Source organism: Ornithinibacillus gellani (assembly GCF_003730295.1).
In the GTDB taxonomy this organism is placed as follows: Bacteria; Bacillota; Bacilli; order Bacillales; family Amphibacillaceae; genus Ornithinibacillus_A; species Ornithinibacillus_A gellani.
Genome location: NZ_QTSZ01000051.1, coordinates 81,488 through 101,410, shown reverse-complemented (window position 1 = coordinate 101,410; position 19,923 = coordinate 81,488). Strand labels below are relative to the sequence as shown.

Annotated in this window: 14 protein-coding genes; 12 read left to right on the top strand and 2 right to left on the bottom strand. The window is 39.7% G+C overall.

Annotated features, from left to right (window positions below; all coding sequences use genetic code 11):
- Nucleotides 1-510 precede the first annotated feature (510 nt).
- The 3 genes from DX933_RS16230 to DX933_RS16220 all read left to right on the top strand — a co-directional run bounded on the left by DX933_RS16230 (nt 511) and on the right by DX933_RS16220 (nt 6,117).
- The gene (locus DX933_RS16230) at nt 511-4,641 is read left to right on the top strand and encodes a discoidin domain-containing protein (RefSeq protein ID WP_123317478.1); all 4,131 of its coding nucleotides are present in this window, start codon (nt 511-513) and stop codon (nt 4,639-4,641) included.
- Nucleotides 4,642-4,849: 208 nt separating this feature from the next.
- Nucleotides 4,850-5,587 carry a GntR family transcriptional regulator gene (locus tag DX933_RS16225; protein ID WP_123317566.1) on the top strand — a complete coding sequence of 246 codons (738 nt, stop codon included), beginning with the start codon at nt 4,850-4,852 and terminating at the stop codon, nt 5,585-5,587.
- Nucleotides 5,588-5,721: 134 nt separating this feature from the next.
- Nucleotides 5,722-6,117 carry a hypothetical protein gene (locus DX933_RS16220; RefSeq protein WP_123317477.1) on the top strand — a complete coding sequence of 132 codons (396 nt, stop codon included), beginning with the start codon at nt 5,722-5,724 and terminating at the stop codon, nt 6,115-6,117.
- Between the two features lie 359 nt (nt 6,118-6,476).
- Here DX933_RS16220 and DX933_RS18670 read toward each other — a convergent pair whose 3' ends face one another.
- Complete coding sequence (locus DX933_RS18670; RefSeq protein ID WP_223806010.1) at nt 6,477-6,794, bottom strand: hypothetical protein; 318 nt, start codon at nt 6,792-6,794, stop codon at nt 6,477-6,479.
- Nucleotides 6,795-7,036: 242 nt separating this feature from the next.
- Here DX933_RS18670 and DX933_RS16210 point away from each other — a divergent pair, with 242 nt between their 5' ends.
- The 9 genes from DX933_RS16210 (at nt 7,037) to DX933_RS16170 (ending at nt 18,066) form a co-directional block, all read left to right on the top strand.
- A complete protein-coding gene (locus DX933_RS16210; RefSeq protein WP_123317476.1) occupies nt 7,037-8,689 on the top strand; it encodes a peptide ABC transporter substrate-binding protein in 1,653 nt (550 codons plus the stop codon).
- Nucleotides 8,690-8,831: 142 nt separating this feature from the next.
- Nucleotides 8,832-10,223, top strand: a complete 1,392-nt coding sequence (locus DX933_RS16205) for a Sapep family Mn(2+)-dependent dipeptidase (protein WP_123317475.1) — start codon at nt 8,832-8,834, stop codon at nt 10,221-10,223.
- Between the two features lie 2 nt (nt 10,224-10,225).
- On the top strand, nt 10,226-11,494 hold the full coding sequence (locus DX933_RS16200; RefSeq protein ID WP_123317474.1) for a M24 family metallopeptidase: 1,269 nt from the start codon (nt 10,226-10,228) through the stop codon (nt 11,492-11,494).
- Nucleotides 11,495-11,524: 30 nt separating this feature from the next.
- A complete protein-coding gene (locus DX933_RS16195) occupies nt 11,525-12,067 on the top strand; it encodes a helix-turn-helix domain-containing protein (RefSeq protein WP_123317473.1) in 543 nt (180 codons plus the stop codon).
- A 69-nt stretch (nt 12,068-12,136) separates the two neighbouring features.
- On the top strand, nt 12,137-13,054 hold the full coding sequence (locus tag DX933_RS16190; RefSeq protein ID WP_123317472.1) for a dihydrodipicolinate synthase family protein: 918 nt from the start codon (nt 12,137-12,139) through the stop codon (nt 13,052-13,054).
- A 12-nt stretch (nt 13,055-13,066) separates the two neighbouring features.
- Entirely contained in the window at nt 13,067-14,248 is a 1,182-nt protein-coding gene (locus DX933_RS16185) for an NAD(P)/FAD-dependent oxidoreductase (RefSeq protein ID WP_123317471.1), read from the top strand.
- Nucleotides 14,249-14,286: 38 nt separating this feature from the next.
- Nucleotides 14,287-16,050, top strand: coding sequence for an FAD-dependent oxidoreductase (locus tag DX933_RS16180; protein ID WP_123317470.1), 1,764 nt, complete (start codon nt 14,287-14,289; stop codon nt 16,048-16,050).
- A gap of 547 nt (nt 16,051-16,597) precedes the next feature.
- Entirely contained in the window at nt 16,598-17,623 is a 1,026-nt protein-coding gene (locus DX933_RS16175; protein WP_123317469.1) for an amidase domain-containing protein, read from the top strand.
- A 47-nt stretch (nt 17,624-17,670) separates the two neighbouring features.
- Complete coding sequence (locus DX933_RS16170; RefSeq protein ID WP_123317468.1) at nt 17,671-18,066, top strand: hypothetical protein; 396 nt, start codon at nt 17,671-17,673, stop codon at nt 18,064-18,066.
- A gap of 377 nt (nt 18,067-18,443) precedes the next feature.
- Here DX933_RS16170 and DX933_RS16165 read toward each other — a convergent pair whose 3' ends face one another.
- Nucleotides 18,444-19,556: a C40 family peptidase gene (locus tag DX933_RS16165; protein WP_190279560.1), complete on the bottom strand. Its 1,113-nt coding sequence runs from the start codon at nt 19,554-19,556 to the stop codon at nt 18,444-18,446.
- Between the last annotated feature and the right edge of the window lie 367 nt (nt 19,557-19,923).

Here is a 19,923-nt window from a genome sequence, read left to right as displayed (position 1 = left end):
GAACTTGCTCGAACCACCCGGCACCCCGGGAACACGTAAACGGGCCGAACCGCCCGAACCACCCGGCACCCGGGAACACTTGAACGGGCAGAACCGTCCGAACCACCCGGCACACCGGAAACACGTAAACGGGCAGAACCGCCCGAACCACCCGGCACCCCGGGAACACGTAAACGGGCAGAACCGCCCAGACCACCCGGCACACCGGAAACACGTAAACGGGGAGAACCGCCCGAACCACCGTTACACTGGGAACACGCGAACGGGCAGCAACACCCAAATCACTCGTTACCCGCGGAACGCACAAACAGCCAGAACCACCCAATACACGCGGAACACGTGAACGGGCACGCAAACACCCAGCATAACCAGCATAACCAGAACCACCAGCAACACCCGAACACCGAAGCCATTCGAACCACCGAAGACAATGCAAACACCAACCAAAATTTACCGGCCTAGAATAAGCACAAAGCAGAACATAATGACAAAATTCATGTGGAGGTTTATATGTTACGAAATCGTATGAGTAAACTTAATTCCTCAAAAAAATTAGTAATGATTTTTGCCTTTGGTTTACTGCTCATGGTGATTCCCATCGTAGCACTTAGTGGGGACAGTGTGAACGCAGATCAAGAAGAGGGCGTCATTGGTACAGTAGATAAGATTACCCAGGAAGATGGCGATGTCTATATTGATTTGTCCACTGGTGAAGGGATCAAGGTTACTTTCCTAAAGGATAATCTATTCCGACTTCATTTAGATCCGGAGAAGAAGTTCCCTGATACACCGAAACCAAATAGTGAAGACCATGACACAACCATTATTGATAAAAATGAAAACGAATACAAAGAAGAATATGGCGATATCGCTGTTGAAATCACTGAAGACGATGAGACCCATAAGATTTCCACAGCAGCGGTCGAGCTCCAAATTGATAAAGCAACCTCAAAAATGAGCTTATATGATAAAAACCAATCGAAAGTGCTTTGGGAAGAAGCAATTCCACTGAAGCATGAAGGCAATAAAACCGTACAAACGCTAGCTACAGACAAGGATGAGTATTTTTATGGTGGTGGTCAGCAAAATGGTTACTATTCCCATAAAAATGAATCTATCAACATTTCTGTCGGTGGCGGCTGGGATGCGGGAGCAGCATCCAGTCCCGTGCCATTTTACATGAGTACAGATGGCTATGGCGTGATGCGTAATACATTCAAAGCCGGTTTCTATGATTTTTCCGAAACGGCAAAATTTGAACACTATGAAGATCGCTTTGATGCGTATTACTTTGTCGAAGATTCTCTTCCTGAAATTATTGGGGAGTACACAGAATTAACCGGTAAGCCGGCCATGCTGCCAAAATTCGCTTTCTATCTTGGGCATTTAGACTGCTTTAATGGCAAGCATAATGGACATGGCGACAATAGAACGCTCATGGAAGATGGCTTGAATTACTTAAATCGCTATGTTGACAATGATATGCCACTAGGCTGGTTCGCGCCGAATGATGGCTATGGTTGTGGGTATAGTGGCTTGGACAATCTTGAAGACTTTACAACTGCAGCAGCAGAGAAAAATGTAAAAACAGCACTTTGGACAGAGAGTACGCTTGAGCCAGATCCAAGCCTTCCGGAAGATGATCCACTACGTCGTGATTTAGATGGTGAAGTACAAGCTGGTGTAAGAGGTATTAAGACAGACGTGGCATGGGTTGGCCCTGGTTATTCCATGGCTTTGGATGCCCAGCGCATGGCTGCAGAAGGAATTCAAAAAGTTGAAAACTCTGGTGGAGACCGTCCATTCGTTGTTTCCTTGAACGGTTGGGCAGGTACACAGCGCTATGCAGGCCTATGGTCAGGTGACCAGTACGGCGGAAATTGGGAATATATCAGGATGCATATCCCAACATATATCGGTGCAGGATTATCTGGTAACCCGAATATCGGTTCAGATATGGACGGTATTTTCGGTGGAGACAAAGTCATTCAAACGAGAGATTTCCAGTGGAAAGCATTCACACCATTACAGCTGGACATGGATGGCTGGGCTTCTGGTGGAGATGATTATACCCATGAGAAGAACCCTTGGAACTATGGCGAGCCATATGCATCCATCAACCGCATGTACTTGAAGCTGAAAGCAGAAATGCTGCCATACAACTACACACTTGCAGAAGAATCTACGACGGATTCCATGCCAATGGTGAGAGGTATGATGCTGGAATACCCTGAGGATGCCTATACGTATGGTACAGAAACACAGTACCAATACATGTGGGGACCTAATCTGCTCGTGGCACCTGTTTACAAGGAAAGCGACCATGAAGCAGGCGTACGTAACGAAATTTATCTGCCAGACGAAGATCAGGTTTGGATTGACTACTTCTCTGGTGAACAATACAAAGGTGGCGCGGTGGTTCATAACTTTGAAGCACCACTATGGAAGACACCTGTATTTGTAAAAGCTGGCGCAATTATTCCGATGGCACCGGAAAACAACTCACCAGGCGAGCTGGATGGCTCTGAAAACAGAATCTTTGATGTCTACCCATCCGGTGAATCAGCATTTACATTGTACGAAGATGATGGCGAAACCGTAGCATACAAAGAAGATAAGAACATGAGGACGAACATTACTTCTGTAGAAGCAGATGGCACAGCTACCATTACGGTGGATCAAGCAGAAGGAAACGGCTATGACGGTATGGTAAAAGAACGTGGCACAGAGTTTATCGTCAATACACTGGAAAAGCCTGAAAATGTTACCGTAACAATCGGTGGTGAAGAAGTGGAATTGACTGCTGTGACATCTGAAGAAGAATTTGCAGCTTCAGATAATGTGTACTTCTATAATGAAGCACCTAATCTGAACAAGTATTCCACAGAAGGCTCGGAGTTTGAAGAAACAGAAATCATTACCACACCAAAACTATATGTAAAAGTAGGCAAAACAGATATTACCGAAAATCAGGTTACTTTAACAGTGGATGGCTTCAGCAACACGCCGGCAGACGAAGTAATCGATGAAGAAGTACCTGCAACTCCTGCTAATTTGCAAGCAGATGAAGCAGCAATCACCGCTGACCAGATTAAGGTACAGTGGGACGAGGTAGAAGGTGACAATGTTCAGTATGAATTAATGATTGATGGGATGATCCATCGCAATGTGTTCACGAAACAGGATGAAACACCATTCTATCTACACACGAATCTGAAATATGATACGGAATATAGCTACAAAGTAAGAGCCGTGAATACGAAGGGTGCCTCGGAGTGGAGTGACGAATTAACGGTCAAAACAGATCTCGACCCTTACCGAAATGTTCCCGAAAACATGACGGCTAAAGCGACAAGCTATCAGCCAGGTGAAGAACCGGAGAAGGCAATCGATGGGGATGAAAATACACAGTGGCACTCAGACTGGAACGACCCAACCTTGCCGATGGACTTTGAAATTGACATGAAGCTCGCCTATGACCTGGATAAGTTCGAATATGTACCACGAACAGGCGCAGCAAATGGAACGATTCTGAAATACGATTTGGACGTCAGCCTAGACGGGAAAACGTATAAAAACATCGTCAAAGACGGCACCTTTGCCCGTAACGACGAAACGAAAACAATCGATTTTGACGAAACCGTCTATGCAAGATACATCAAAATAACGATTACCGACAGTGTAGGAAAATTCGGTTCCGCCAGGGAGTTCCGTCCGTATAAGAAAGACAAGACAGAAGGCTGGGTAGTCGGTAAAAACATTTCCGATGGGGCAGGAGGAGCAATCGGGGAGGATGACCTGAACTTCTTCGCAAGCTACATGGGAGTCGATGAATCTGACAGCGCTTGGGATCAAGTGAAAAAAGGTGACATCAACTATAACGGTGTCATCGATGCCTATGACTTGATGTATGTAGCTGGTCAATTAGGTGATGAACCACTCGAAGCAACTGGGGAAGATATTCAAGGCTCCTTGGACGTTCGACCAGACAAGCTGGAGCTGAAGAAAGGTGAGCAAGTCACCGTAGACATCCTTGGGAATGACCTGCATGACATCAATGCCTTTGGTTTAGAGCTAACCGTTGACACTAGCAAATTCAAATTAGTGAGCGATGGAATTCGTGCAACAGATGCGACAGAACATATGTTGAACTATTCCAAACGTAATGGCCAACGCATCATGGCGGCATTCTCTAACAAAGGGAAACAAACAACACTTGAAGGAAATCAGGTCGTCGCAACGATTACATTGGAAGCAAGAGAAGATGTAACATTTGACGGAGAGATTACGAGATCTGTTCTATTGAATACATCCTTTGATACCAATGAAGAGATCGGCAATGTGCTAGACCCCGATGATGGAGACAGCGAAGACATCAGCGCATCCGTCATCAAGTCAAAAGTAGAAGAACTAGCGGAAGCAGGCGCAATCGATCAAACTGCAGCCCGTGCACTAACGATGCATTTGACAGCAGTAGAACACTATGAATCCAAGGAAGATGCGAAGAAAGTCATCAAGCATATGAATGGATTTAAACAGCTGATGAACCACTTCCAGGAAGAAGAATCCATCACAGCCGATGCATTCGACACACTGGACAGCCAAGCAAATGATTTAATCGCGAAGTGGGAAGCACAATAACATCCCATCATCATGAATCAAGACCTCCCTGTGGTAAGCCGCACACAGGGAGGTCTTGCTATATCCAATCGCAAAAACAACTTCATCATAGCTTAACAGTAGGCGCTCATAGGCATCCTGTACTATACTATAATTTAAAGTAATACATCGGTGAAGAATTGCCCGCAGCATGGAAAACAAGAATATGGATGAAGGAGAACATAATAATATGGATAAATTCCAACTAGATCCCTCGAGTTTTGTGCCGCTCTACCAGCAGCTAAAAGAACATATCATCGAGAAAATAGATAAAAACATCTGGAAACCTGGAGACAAGATTTACTCGGAAAACCAATTATACGAAAAATTTGATGTCAGCAGAAATACCGCCAAAAAAGCAATTGAAGACCTGGTTCAGGAAGGAACGCTCTACCGCATCCAAGGAAAAGGTACCTTCGTCAGCATGCCGAAAATAGAACAATCCTTATCCGCCTTTTACAGCTTTAGCCAAGTCCTGCAAAAGAAAGGCTTAAAGCCGCATGATGTCGTCCTGGATGTGAAAACCATTGAAGCATCCCATAAGGTCGCAAAAGAATTACAAATCGAAAAAGGCGAACCAGTCGTCACCCTGCAGCGACTCCGCTACGCCAATGAAGAACCAATTATTTTAGAAGTATCCTATTTACCAAAAAGCATGATTGATAACGAAGCAAAACTACAGCTCGTCAGCCAAACGCCATTATATGATATATTGCATACCTATTTTAACGTCATCGTCAACTCCGCAAAAGAAACCTTTGAACCCATCCTGATCCGGGAAGAGGAAAAACAGTATCTGGAGGTAGAAGTTGGCTCACCCGCCTTACTACTGGAAAGAGTAGCCTATGATGCTGACAAAACACCCGTAGAATTCTGTAAATCCATCGTACGCGGAGACCGCTGCAAATTTTATACGGAATTGATTTAGGATGTAAACAGGAAGAGACAAACGACGACGAAGTCAAATAACGTTGCTTAAAAAAGCCTTTCAGCATGGAGCGGCATCGGTTATTCTGTTCGTTCAAAATAAAGATAGGATTCCCATTCGAAAAGGGGCATGACATGAAAAAGATAATCGTCGGTATCATCGCAATAGCTGCCGTCCTGGCATTATCTAGTGTGGCAATCTTCTCTGCTTCTGAAAAATGGCAAGGCAAATCAGCGGACAAGCAATGGAAAGTGATCTATGCACCAGCCGGCATACCCAACGACAAATGGGTAGGAACGTTGTACTGGAAGGGCAAAGGAGAAGTCACTTTACGAAATATCCAATTCATCATCAACGGGCAATCCGTACTTGGCTTTGCAGAAGATGAGGTAATGGATACCAAGATTGAAGACGATTGGACATTCGGCGACTTCGGAGACAAACCAAAAGAAAACAGCGAAGTATACGTAAAAATCACCTGGGAAGAAGCCAACCAATCCCATACAGAAAAGATATATTTAGAACCATAAGGACCATGAGCGCTCTTATTATAGTAGACAGGGAAATCTATTAAACTGTTTATTGTATGGGGGTGTTTTTTATTGTTTTTTTAAAGCAGTTAGTATAAATAACAATTGCTTTCAAAAAAATAAGCACCTCATGTGAGATGCTAATCTATAAAATCGAAAATAACTACTTCATTATTTAGATTCAAGTCGGGATACTTTTTTAAATAATGATTTTCAACTACTGCACATATCTTTTTACAAAAATCTTCTATACCAATTTTCACTGTTATACTGGGAGCCTTTTCCTTATCTTCTTCTGCCCACAACAGGCTATAACTATTAAAATTATTTGTTAAAATGAACTTATAACTTTGGTAATTTTAAATTTTCTTTTTCTCAATTACTTCTTGATTTATATCAGTAGAACCATCATGCAAAAGATTACAACGTAATTTATATACCGCAAATCCATCCATAACCCATTCTTTGTAGGGGTTATTTTCTATTGGACATAATTCATATGGATAGATAAATTCATTATACCATCGTTCGTATCTCTTGCGATTATACTTCCCACCTATTAGTTCTGGGTACTCTATTTTTGCACAAATATCTGGGAGTATTAATGTCAACGCCAAGGCTGATAAATAATTTTTGTTTGATAAGTTATTATTAATTTCCTCTATCAAATTTTTCATTAAAACCCTCCTTATTTCCAATACATTTATATTCGACTAAATTGGTGGAAATCCTTTTTAAAAGAATTAATGGATAAATAACCAATAATATAGATTATTATATTTAGTAATTTAAGTGATACTTAAAAATATAAAATAATATTTAAGTATATTGAAATTATTGTTGGTATGTAGTAAGATGTCCTAAATAGATAATTTTCTGTAAAGTCAATTATTTATAAAAAATTGTAGGAGGGGTCGAATTGAATAAAAAGAAGTTTTTTGGATTATTATTTTCCATTTTGATTTTAAGTTTTTTACTTGCCGCATGTGGCGGTAATGATAAGGATGGAAAGTCAAAAGAAACAAATGAGAATGGAAAAAATGGGAAAGGTTCTTCTGATGAACAGGTATTAAACATGAATATTAGAAGTGAACCACCATCCTTGCATCCAGGACTTGCAACAGATACTACTTCTACAGCTGTGCTTAACCAAATCTTCGAAGGGTTAACTCGGATTAATCAAGATGGTGTCGTAGAAGAAGCAATGGCGGAAAAAATTGATGTATCCGATGACCAAACAACATATACCTTTACCATTCGTGATGGTGCCACTTGGTCGAATGGAGATCCAGTTACTGCGGGAGATTTTGAATATGCATGGAAATGGGTACTAGATCCTGATAATGCCGATACGGATTATGCATATCAGCTTTATTATCTTAAAAATGGAGAAGCAGCAAAGAATGGTGAAGTTTCTACTGAAGAAGTAGGGGTTAAAGCAAAAGATGACAAAACATTGATTGTTGAATTGGAACAGCCAACCCCATACTTTTTAGATTTAACAGCGTTTCATACGTATTATCCAGTGAATCAAAAAGTGGTCGAAAACGCACCTGACTGGTCATTAGATGTTAGTGATGATTATGTAACAAATGGTCCGTTCCTTTTGGATTCATGGAAGCATAAAGACCAAGTCGTAATTAAAAAGAATCCGGAATACTGGGATGCAGATACAGTAAGTCTTGAAACAATCAACTTTTACATGATTGAAGACGAGAACACGGAATTGAACATGTATAACAATGGAGAATTGGATTGGGCAGGTTCACCAAACGGTAGTCTACCTTTATCGGCTATTCCTTCTTTAATGGATAGCGGTGAGTTAAATATTTCTCCGCAAGCAGGAGTTTATTATTATGTTTTTAATCTAAAGGAAGCCCCATTTGATAATGTAAATATTCGTAAGGCATTTACCTTGGCAATTGACCGAGAAGGTATTGTTCAAAATATTACGAAGGGTGAGCAGCAACCAGCAATGGCATTTGTGCCACCATCTATCTGGGAAGAAAATCAAACAGGATATTTTGAGGATAAAGATATAGACAAAGCAAAAGAGTATCTGGAAAAAGGGTTGAAAGAGTTAGGCCTTGATGAACTCCCTACTATTAAACTATCCTATAATACAAGTGAATCTCATGCTGCACTAGCACAAGCAGTACAAGAAATGTGGCGTGAAAATCTAGGTGTTGATGTAGAATTGGACAATACCGAGTGGAATGTATTTCTTGATAAAATGACCAACGGAGACTTTCAAACAGGACGTATGGGATGGTCGGCTGATTTTAATGATGCCATTAACTTCTTGGAAACATTCCGTACTTTAGGTGGCAGTAACTTCTCTCAATGGGTAGATGATGAATATACAGCATTGTTAGACGAATCCAGAACAGAAACAGACGCAACGAAGCGAAAAGCAATATTGCGTGATGCTGAACAAATTCTCATGGATGCGATGCCGATTGCCCCGGTTTATTTCTATACTAATGTATGGATTAACAAGGATTATGTCAAAGACGTCGCAGTAACAGCATTGGGAGGTATTCAATTTAAGTGGGGTTCTATTGAAAAATAAAATATACCAAATGGAGTAGTCCTTCATTTTTTAACTGTAGTAGGGCTGACCTAAAACATTCATGATGTAAAAAGGTCAGCCTGATTTTATTCGTAACAGTAGTAACAGTAATATTAAAGTTAACAAATAAGGAAGTGCAATAATGAAAATCCAAGTGGATGATACGCTTTTTTTAGCATGTCTGAATGATTTACAGGAGTTAATCCAAATTCCAAGTGTTAAATCGGCACCTACTGCACACGCACCGTTTGGTGAGCCAATAAAAAAAGCATTGGATTATTTTTTAGAAAAAGCAAAAGATCTAGGTTTTCAAACACGCAATCTAGATGGATATGCAGGCATTGTGGAAATGGGTACTGGTGTTGACGAGTTAGGAATACTTGTTCATATTGACGTTGTTCCACCTGGTGAAGTGGACAGTTGGACATATGCACCATTTTCAGGACATATTGCTGATGGATCAATATGGGGTAGGGGGACATTGGATGATAAGGGGCCAGCAATTGCAGTATTGTATGCGATGAAATTACTCCAGAACCTATCTGTGTCCTGGAATAAACGAGTTCGTCTAATTATTGGCACGGATGAAGAAAGTACTTGGGAAGATATAGATTACTATAATAAATATGAAAAAGCCCCAACATTTGCTTTTACTCCAGATGGCTGTTTTCCAGTAACCAATAGTGAAAAAGGGATTGCAACCATTCGTTTTCATAAAAAAATGGACGCGCCCTCTGTTGTTTCATTAGTCAAAGCGGGTGAGAAATACAACATGACACCTGGTAGTGCAACTGCATATCTAAATACGAATCAAATAGATGGGAAAAAGCTTTTTGAAAGAAGTGGTCCATTTATTCAAGTCAGCACAGACATAGATGGGAATGCTATGATAAAAGCAGTAGGTGAAGATGGACCAAGCAGTGCACCTGTGGCTGAAAAAAATGCAATTCATATATTAATAAAGAAATTGAAGCAGATATTGCCTGAAACAGATGGTTTTTGGGAAGTCATTCATTTTTATGAAACCTTTTTAGAAGATACACTTGGGAGCGGCTTAGGGAGTAAAGTGTCTGACGAGGTTTCGGGTGAACTTACACTGGCGACATGTGTATTGGAGTGGGATGGTACTCAAGCTACATGTATAGCAAACGTTCGTTATCCCTCCACCTACACGTTGCAAAGACTAAGTACGAAATGGAAAGAAACTCTAAGTGCAACATCATTCAATTGGAAAATTATTGATCATAAAGACCCAATCTATATTCCAGCCGATAGTACATTTATTCAGCAGCTACTATCCATATATAATGACTACTTTGATAGTAATGAATTACCTCAGTCCATTGCAGGTGGAACGTATGCCCGCGCATTTCCGAATACCGTGGCATTTGGTGCACTAATACCTGGTAAGCCGCTAAATGCGCATGAAGTAAACGAACATGTCGAGCTAAGCGTGATAAGAGATTGGATTAATATATATGCAAAAACTATCCATAGATTGGCATCTACAAATAATGGAGGAAGGCAGGGATAATCATGTTCAATGCTCATCAAGCGAATCGGTCACTTAATATTTTACCTTTGAAACAGCAAGAAAATATACAAGATGATTGGCTAGGACAACGTTTAGATACAATATTATTCGAAGCTATGGAAAAGGCTGGAATCCCTATGTGGATTGTTGTCAGCAAAGAATACAACGAGGACCCTGTTGTTAAGTCAATTACGCCTTGTATTCACGATACTTCTGGAAGACTAGCTATCTATATTTTTTATTTAGAAAAAACTTCGGGTCAATTGGAACGTTATTTTATTGGATCTACCCATCCAGATATGAATACCCTTTATAAATTCATCTGGAACAGATCAAGTGAAACACAATGGGAACGATTACGTAAGCTTATTGAAGAAAAACAACCTGATAAAATTGCAATCAATCATTCCAATCACATTGCAGTTGCTGATGGTTTAACGCATAGTCTTCATCAGAAGCTGATAGAAGAAATAGGGTCATACTCCGATAAATTGGTTTCTTCGGAATATATTGTTACGCACTGGTTTTTGAAAAGAATAGAAGAAGAAATGACGGCCTATCCATTTCTTGCTGATTTAACGAATAATCTTGCAAAACAAGCAATTTCAAACGAAGTGATTGTCCCAGGTATTACTTCTACTGATGATGTCGTACATTGGATTAGACAAAGCGTACGTGATCTTGGTTTAAATACATCATTCTATCCTACTGTCGATATTCAAAGGCAGGGATGCGAAGTGGATCGTCTAAGTCCAGCGATCATTTTACCAGGAGACATTGTACATCTGGATTTTGGACTAGAATATCTTGGACTGTCGACGGATACCCAGCAGCTTGCTTATGTACTAAAGCAAGGGGAAACGAATGCGCCACAGGGGTTATTAGATGCATTTAAGCAGGCACTAGAGATGGAAGACATTGTACTTAAAACCATGGTCGCAGGTACAACTGGTAACGAGGTATTTGAAACTAGTATTACAATGGCAAAGCAAAAGAATATCCAGGCGATGTTGTATTCACATCCAATTGGTGTGCATTGTCATGAAGCGGGACCCTATATCGGTTTATACGATCAGCAGAAAAGTATTCCATTTAAGGGAGATTTTGAAGTTGTAAGTAATTCTGCATATGCTTTGGAATTTAACATCAAAGCATATATTCCGGAGTGGCAACAAGAAACCTTTATATACTTAGAGCAGCCAATCGCTGTTTATAATGATGGAGCAGATTATCTAACACCTAGACAAGAAACATTCTATTTAATTCGGTAAAAGTTTGTGTAAACCGAAAGGAGTAAAGATATGAGTAATATTGGCATACGCATGAAGGAATTAAGAAAAGGGAAGAAAATGACATTAAAACAGGTTGCCGAAAAAACAGATTTATCCATTAGTTTTCTATCTCAGGTAGAACACTCCAAATGTTCGATAACGATTGAATCATTAATGAAAATATCAGAGGCATTAGATGTTAAACCTAGTTTTTTCTTTTCAGAGACAGAAGATAGGAACATGAAGCAGATTGCAATCAATAAACAGGGTGCATTAGAGGAACGAAAGGTTGTTTCAAATTTTTCTTATGAAGATCTTTCGGGGAAATTCCCAAATCAAACATTTTTGCCTACAATGGTTACCCTGCAACCACGAAAAGAAGGCGTTAGGCCAATGCCACATAGTGGACAAGAATTTATATTTGTTCTTGACGGGGTACTAACTGTCATTTTTGAGAAAGACGAAGTTTCATTAAACAAAGGTGAAAGTATTCATATGGAATCAACTGTTCCACATAACTGGATTAATAAAACGGACGAAGCAGTCCAATTTTTATATGTAAGTTCTCGGTAATTGCTTGAATTGAAAGTAAATGATTTGCAGCGTTGTACACAGCATATGTACATATGAGGGGATGATTTTTTGGATAGACACACGGTTAATTGGAAAGGATATATGCCTGCCATATCAACACCATTCCACGAGGATGGGACAGTTGATTGGGATGGGTGGAAGTCATTATTAACGTGGCTGGTTGATGAGGGAATGCACGGATTAGTTATCAATGGAACAACAGGAGAATGGTTCAGCCAAACCACTGAAGAAATGGAGGAGTTATTTCGGGTGGCTGCCGAGGTAGTAAATGGTGATATACCGATTATAGCAGGATGTACAGCTTACACTCCAGAACAAGTGGTACGTCATGCAGGATTGGCGGAAAAAGCCAAGCTGGATGGGATTCTGGTGGCGCCTCCACCCTATATTGTACCGACAAATGAGGAGTTAGTAGCCTATTATCAATACATAAGCGATCATGTTCCATTACCGATTTGTGTATACAATTGGCCAAGAGGAACCAATGTGGATATGAATACGGAATTGATAGGACGTCTAGCAGATATTGATAAGGTTGTCGCTATCAAAAACTCTACACCAAATATGAATCAATTTCTTGCTAGTTTTTTTGCTGTTAAAGATAAGATTCGTTATTTTGGTTTTCCTATGAATGAATTGGGTATCTCTATGACGGTAGATCATGGTGCAGATGGAACAATGGGAGCAGGAGCCGTACTCGGTCACGTGCATCCGGGTTTCTATAATTCTATTTGGGATGGAGATTATAAGCAGGCAATAAAATATGGTAGACAGGATCAATTTCTTTTTCAATCCTGGTTTAACACTGATTTTTCTGCAAAGTATGGCTCTCCGCAGGCAATTGTGAAAGCCGCACTAAATCTTCAGAACTTGCCAGGAGGCTATCCGCGTTCTCCAATTCTACCTTTGACGGGAGAACAAGAACTACGTGTGAAAGAAACATTGGAGCAGGTTAAGCGCTTATAGGGGGCGTTTTGAATGACACAACAAACAGATGTATTTGTAATAGGTGGAGGCCTTGTCGGTTGTTCCACTGCATATTATTTATCGAAGAAAGGAATCCAAGTTGTACTAGCTGAGAGTGGTCAGTTGAACCGTCAGTCTTCTGGTCAAAATGCTGGTAGCCTCCATTTTCAACTGGAATTTCGAATGATTACTTTTTGGAAAGAGCTTGAAAAAGAAATGAACGCACTCATACCATTATCTATTGCATCACAAAAAGTATGGGCTAATTTAGAAAATGAATTGCAAGCTGATATGGAAGTGATACAGCATGGCGGTTTTATGGTCGCAGAAACCGAAGAAGAGTTAAATTTACTTAAAAAGAAATATGAACTGGAAAAGAAGTGGAAGCTCAACACCTATTTATTGTCTGGGGATGAAGCAAGGGAGATAGCCCCATATTTATCAAAACGTATCATAGGTGCTGCTTATTGTCCAGAAGAAGGACATGCCAATCCTCGGCAGGTAACACCACAATATGCATTACGTGCAACTGAACAAGGTGCAACCATTCTAACCCAATCAAAAGTAACAGAGATTACTCGGAAAGGGGAAAGATGGCTTGTTACCATTAATAATGAAGATAAATACGAGGCCTCACATGTTGTAATAGCTACAGGAGCTTGGATAGGTGAGACTGCCAAAATGATTGGATTGCATGTTCCAATGTTTCCGGTACCGCTGACAATGAATGTAACAGAACCAGTACCTGGTTTTATAGATCATATGATTCAGCATGTGGGTAAACGTATTACCCTGAAGCAAGTCAGGGATGGGAATATATTAATTGGAGGTGGTTGGTCATCCAAGTTTGTTACAAAAAATGGCCAGCTTGATTTCAATCAATCACCAATTATCATACCAGAAGCCGTTCAAGAAAATTGTAAAATTGCAGCAGAGCTTGTTCCACATATTGGACGACTTCGTTTGTTAAGAAGTTGGCCTGGTGTTACTGGGATTACTTCTGATCAATTGCCTATAATAGGAGAAATGACGGAAAGGCAAGGAATATGGGTTGCTGGTGGTGGCTCAGGCTTTACGTTTGGACCTTTATATGGTTCTATGTTGGCCGATCTTATTACTTCCGGTTCAACTGAATTTGAAATAGATGCATTTATTCCAAAAAAGCTTTCACATTTAAATTTATTTATGGCATAGCTTTCGATTTGAATGCGCTTCAGGAGGGGGGATGAATAATGACGGATGAGAAACAGAAGGAAGATTTGCAAGATCTCATTACATTGGAAATCGATTTTAAAACGTATACTATTCCAAAGGGATACACACTGGCAACAGCAATTACATATGCAAAGGAAATCGGTTATCGACAGACGAGGTATGGAGACAGAAGAGGTCCCGTCTGCAACATGGGAGTTTGTTTTGAGTGCTCGGTATTGCTTGAAGGCAGAGGGAATGTCCGTGCCTGTATGATAGAGGCCATGGAAGGGATGGTCGTACACACTTCTCTAAACTATGATGAATCACATTCGCCAACGGAAACAAAAGTAATTGAAGGTATGTCAAGTAATGAAACCATGTATGATGTTGCAATTATTGGCACAGGGCCCGCGGGGTTAGGTGCTGCGGAAGAATTATCAAGGTCGGTTTTGCATGTTGTTATGATTGATGAACAGCAACATGCAGGTGGTCAAATTTATCGCCATGTATCAGATGCAATGAAAAAGACAAAACCGATAGATCTAGTAAATCGGATTCGTGGAATAGAAAATGTGGAGTGGATACAAGGGAATTCAGTTTGGTCAATTATACCTTTTACAAAAGATGGCCAGGTTTCATTGGGTAGGCAACAAACGGACAGCTACCATATTTATCTAGAAGGAAATAAAAAGATCTATGCGAAACAATTAATTATTGCGACTGGGGCCTATGATCATATGATACCTTTTAAAGGTTGGAATAAGCCTGGAGTGATGAGCGCAGGTGGACTTCAAATCTTCGCGAAAACCCAGCACTTCTTACCTGGAAATGAAATTGTATTGGCAGGTAGTCATCCATTCATCTTAATTGTTGCAAAACAAATCTTAGAGTCTGGAGGTACAGTTAAAGGGATTGCCTTTTCTCAACATTTACCTCATATAAAAGAATTTTTTCAATTTGGAATGCATGGTTTAAAAAGATGGAATAAAAGCAAAGAGCTAGTCGATGCACTTGTAGCTATTAAAAAAGAAAAAGTTCCCATCTGGTTCCATACAGTTCCAATAGAAGCACACGGAACCAAACGAATTAGTGGAATTACATTTGGAAAAGTAGATCGTGCTGGAGATGTAGTGAAAAATAGTGAATTTAAAGTAGATACGGATACTATAGGGATGTGTTATGGATTTATCGCTTCCAGTGAAATACCCCGTCAATTAAAATGCGAGACAATTTATGATGAACTGAATGGTGGGCATTTGACAATAGTAGATCAGCAGATGAAAAGCAGTAAGGAACACGTTTATATTGCCGGAGAATTAACTGGTGTAGGTGGTGCAGAACTGTCGGAGATAGAGGGGAGAATTGCCGGGCTAGCTATATGGAAAGATACGTGTCCAGATACATTCGCCCCCTACAGGAAAAAATTTAACAGCTTAAAAAAAGAGAAACAATCATGGGCTTCTTTTGTAAATATGCTTGGGAAAGCTTCCATGCCAAATATAGAGTATGTAAAGATACTAGACAAGTATCCGAAAACATACGTCTGTCGTTGTGAAGAAGTCAGCTATCAACATATAAAAACATTAATACAAGAAAATCCGCACCTTACTTCCTTAAACGCAATAAAGTTGATGTCCAGATGTGGTATGGGACTTTGCCAGGGAAGATATTGTGAGCGCACGTTAAGGAAAATAGTCGAATCACTTTTACCAGAGGTATCCTCTCCTATAGATGAACTTACAGTGCGCTACCCACTTAAGCCTGTCATAATCAATGAACTGATTACACAGAGTGATGGATAGCTGAAAAAAACAATATAAACACCTTTATTTTTCAAACTAAAAATTACACCTTCAATTGTTAAATGATATCTAACAATTGGAGGTGTAATTTACTTCTAGAATCTTTTAGGTTCACTTAAACATAAAATAGCCTGTATATGAAAATGATGTGACAAGGATGAATTCAGCCTGCCGAAGTCTACAACCATTGAAAGCTTCTTGGCGTGGGATAAGAATCGCATGCCAGTCATGAAACCCGCATGCCTCAGCCCCAAACTTGCACACCCCCATTCCCAAACTCGCATGCCGATCCAAAAGAGCCCACTTACTCCAAATCACTTTTAAGGGGGGGGACTTTCAAAGAGGGAATCGAAATAAGCAGCGCCAAACAAAAATGGAAAAAACTAGTTGATTTCTAAACTAATTTCGATTATTATAATTTTAATATAGATAAATTAGAATTGTATGAATATAGTTGGGGTATTAAAGTTTTGCACTAGCGTATGTTTCACTCATAACATCTATGAAATTACACATGTAATGCATTAATTTCATATTGGAGGATGGGATGAATAATTTAATAAGGGTTTTAGCAGGTATTGTCATTTTTTTCGCATTATTGATGTGTGGAGATTTATCATTTCAGGCGGAAGCATTGAAAAAGAATGATGATTACACACTTGAAGAAATACAAGAAATTTTGTTTGATTACTTTAACAATAAGAATTTATCCTATGAATTAGGATCTGCAGAATTGCAGAATTACTTGCTTGAACAATTAATTGATGGTGCTGATGCCGAATTAAAAGAACTTCCTGCGTATGAATTAATCCTTGCTTATGCTGCAGAATATCTTTATGAATTGGATCAGAATAATAATGTGGAAGAATCGCAATTTCAAATTTCGCTACAGCAATTGGATGGAAATGATAAAAAACCATTTAATTTAAATCATGTGAAATCAAAAACAATTGGACAAATAAAAGACGAAGTGAAACAAGAAGACAGCATACATGAACAGCAGGCTGCAGCATTTAGGCAACATAATCCCAACTTTACTCCTTTCGCAGGATACAGTGGAAGTAACGCCGCCAAATATGCTAGAACCTGGGCCAAAAAGCGAAACAAATTATATAACAGATGGAGCTTGGACTGTACTAACTTTTCTTCGCAGGCTGTATTGGCAGGCGGTAAAAAGAAGAAAAAGCCAAGCAAAGTTCCTACCGGCGTTAAAGATACAACCAGTTACTGGTATAGCTATCGTTATGAAGACTGGCGCACTAATCATTTCGTTTATCGCTGGAAAGAAGCAACACCTTGGATTCGTGTTGTAGATTTCTATTCATATTGGAACAAAAGGGTACCGTATAAAAATTATAACTCAAGAAAAAGTACCATTACTTATGCGAGAGTCGGAGATATCATCCAGCTTCGATCTGCTTCAACTGGGAGAAGGTATCATACTACAGTTGTAACAAAGAAGGCAAACAGCACCATTTACTTGTCGTATCACACGACTGATACATTAAATAAAAACATTAAAAACATCAATGATAATACCAATAACTGGACAGTGTTAGGCTTTACACGTTAATTGTTGTTCTTACAAGTAAATAAAAACCTTTTGAAAAGGAGTACGACATGAAAAAAATGGTGGTTGGTTTAATAGCCGTTGCTTTGATCATTGGCCTGTCTAGTATTGTGATATTTTCTGCCTCTGAAAAATGGGAAGGGAAATCTGCTGATAACAAGTGGAAAGTAACTTATAAGCCAGATGGTACGCCTCATGATACATGGGCGGGGACACTTAATTGGAAGGGAAAAGGGGAAGCTGTTTTACAAAACATCCAATTGATCATCAATGGCGAATCCGCATTGGGCTATGACGAGGACGAAAATATGAATCAGAAAATCAAAGAAAAATGGACATTTGGAAATTTCAGTGCAAAACCAAATGAAGACGATAAAATATATGTTGCATTAAGATGGGAAGAAGGGGACCAGACCTTTACTGAGAATATTGTTTTGACGCCGTGACGTGATATATATCTTGTGAGCATTTAAAAACATTGCTTCAAACGCACCCACATGTATCATCAGTAAATACATTAAAATTAAAGTCCAGATGCGTGAAAGTACCCTGCCAAAGGAGATATTGCGAATGAACATTCGTTCATATGATTAAATCCTTTTCAGCGGATAACCCAATGGATCATGAGAAGTTTACATTAATGTGAGTACTTAAGCGAGTAATAATTAATGCGTTCAAGTGGTAAATAGCGATTTGAAATGAATAGAAGTATTTTGAAAGAATACATCGTGGCTCACTTTATGTTCATTAAAATCTCTCAGAATCCAACTAAAAAAGCCTTTCAATGAGGTATTCCCCCTGAAAGGCTTTCAATCTGCTATGCTCAATAAAACCGCTTATATCCGTGAAAATGCTTCTTCCAATATGAGCTGTTCACGCTAGAAATTTCTACGCCGTTGTTGCCTGCGTGGATGAATTGGCCGTTGCCAAGATAGATTCCTAGATGTGAGATACCAGCTTTATAAGTGCCTTCAAAGAATACGAGATCTCCAACCTGTGGGGAGTTCACGTAGAAGGAGCGGTCGAAATAGCCTGCACTGGAAGTTCGGCTATGCTTAAATCCTGCTTGATTATACGTATAATAGATAAATCCACTACAATCGAATCCTCCTGGAGTTTGTCCACCCCATACATAGGAAGTTCCCAGCTGTTGTTCAGCAACTCGAATCAATGTATTTACATTATAACCAACATCTGTTGCTGGCTTATCCACTTTATCCTTGCCGCCATTATCATTGCCAGGCTTCTTACCAGTATCTTTATCATTTACATTGCCAGCACCAATCTTTAGCTTCTGGCCAATTAAGATTAAATCAGACTTCAGGTTATTCCATTTCTTTAAATTAGAAACAGTAACCCCATGACGAAGTGCGATTCCACTTAACGTGTCACCAGACTTAACCACATAAACCTTGGCATCACTGCCTGGTTTGGAATCATTAGAGCCGTTATTTCCTTTATCATTATTGGTGTTATTATTGCCCTTATCATTGGATGGTGCATCTGTATTACCTGGTTTAACAATAAATACATTACCAGGGAAGATAAGCGTGGATTTGAGGTTATTCCACTTCATCAAATCGGCAATGGAAACCTTGTATTTAAATGCAATTCCACTTAATGTGTCCCCAGACTTCACTGTATAGGTGACCTGATTACCAGGCTTTGATACATTCGATCCTTTGTCCGAATCTGTTTTTCCATCGTCTTTCGTAGCCGATGTTCTTAATACTTGATTTGGATAGATCACATCGCTTTTTAGTTTATTGATAGATTTGAGATCCAATACAGTTGTATTGAATTTCTGTGCGATAGACCAGAGAGAGTCTCCTGGCTGCACCTTGTAGGATGCGGCCGATGCTTCTTCGGCACCAAATGCGATAGTAGCGAGTGCTGCAGTGGCAGTAACCGACATGACAATTTTCTTATTGGACAATCTTAGGTTCTCCCTTCCATTCTGTTGATAATCTATTATAAATAATTTTATAAACAATGATTAAAAAATGACATTCTTGAAAAACACTTTACAAAAAAATAAATATGTACGATAGTAATAACGGGGCAAGAAGTCATACTTTAGTCCCGAACGCTTACATATAGCAGTGCCAAATACCCAAGACAAGCGGATAATATTACAAATTTCGCCAAGGGTCTCCCTATTATACCATTTATTACAAGTGAAAGTGATTTTTCATGGAAATGTAATAGATTTGTAATATAACTAATGGAATGTCATAGAAATAGGGCTTTAGGCATGCGGGAAACATAACAAAATAGTCTGGAGGCGACCACCCTATATTAAA